At 62.1% G+C, this 1137-nt stretch carries 1 protein-coding gene; it reads left to right on the top strand.

Annotation, left to right across the window (positions count from 1 at the left end; all coding sequences use genetic code 11):
- On the top strand, positions 1–1107 hold a 1107-nt coding region (locus FJ414_RS31280; RefSeq protein WP_140648199.1), incomplete at its 5' end, for a transposase.
- Between the last annotated feature and the right edge of the window lie 30 nt (positions 1108–1137).

The following is a 1137-nucleotide window of genomic DNA, read 5'->3' as shown; positions in this document are numbered from 1 at the left end:
GAATCCTGTGTGTTGGTTCTGGTGTATGGTTTGAAGTGGGAAGGAGACCGAATGAATCCTGGTCGTCCTTTCGGACAGGCCGTGGCATGGCCCGGTCCCTTCCCACCGGTGAACCATCAACCTGAACAGTTGCACGGGGCTGTTCCAAGCAGACCCCGCACCACAGGAAGAGGCGTGGACATGATAGCCCAGAACTATGTCGGCTGCGACATCTCAAAGCAGTGGCTGGATTTTTTTGATGAGACAAGTGGCCGTCTTCGGCGCATCGACAACCAGGCCGACGCGATCGCCGCCTATGTGGCGGGCCTTGATCCCAGCCGGGACTTCGTCGTCATGGAGGCGACAGGCGTCCATGACCGGCTGTTGCGCCATGCGCTGGCCAAGGCCGGCGTGCCGTTCTCGCGGCACAACCCAGCGCATACCCACCACTATGCGAAGTCGGCGAGACGGCGGGCCAAGACCGATCCTCTCGACGCCAGGATGCTGAGCGACTACGGCCGTCGCTATAATCCTGAGGCCGAGCCGGCGCCGCGCGAAGAAGTCGAGCAGCTTCAATCGCTTGCCCGCTACCGCGATCAACTGGTCGAGATGCGGGCAACGGCGAAGAAGCACCTCGCCGAGGCCTTCAATGAGATCGTCATTGCCGATCTGGAAGAAACGATCGCCTACCTCGACACGCGCATCAAGGCGATCGAGAGCCAGATTGCCGACGTCATTCGTCAAGCCGAGGACACCGCCCGCGATTACACGCTCATGGTCTCCGTGCCCGGTGTCTCCAAGGTCGGCGCATTCTCCCTGCTGGCGCTCCTGCCCGAGCTCGGCCAGCGCTCACCCAAGGCGATCGCGGCACTGGTCGGCCTTGCCCCGTTCGACAACAAAAGCGGCAAGCTCAACCGCAGGAGCCAGATCCAGGGCGGGCGATCGCGCGTGCGCCGCGCTCTCTACATGGCAGCCCTCACGGCCATTCGAACCTGTGAGCGCTTCAAGACCTTCTACACCGCACTTGCTGCCCGCTCCGGCTCCAAGAAGCTCGCCATCATCGCCGTCGCAAGGAAGCTCCTGGTCGTCCTCAACGCCATCATGCGCGACAAAACCGCATTCGCGTGAACACAGTTGCCATTCCGTGACCTATGAGCG

It is taken from the genome of Mesorhizobium sp. B3-1-6, from assembly GCF_006439555.1.
Taxonomy (GTDB): domain Bacteria; phylum Pseudomonadota; class Alphaproteobacteria; order Rhizobiales; family Rhizobiaceae; genus Mesorhizobium.
Note: the sequence above shows the minus strand (reverse complement) of the source record. Positions and strands in the feature narration are given on the sequence as shown.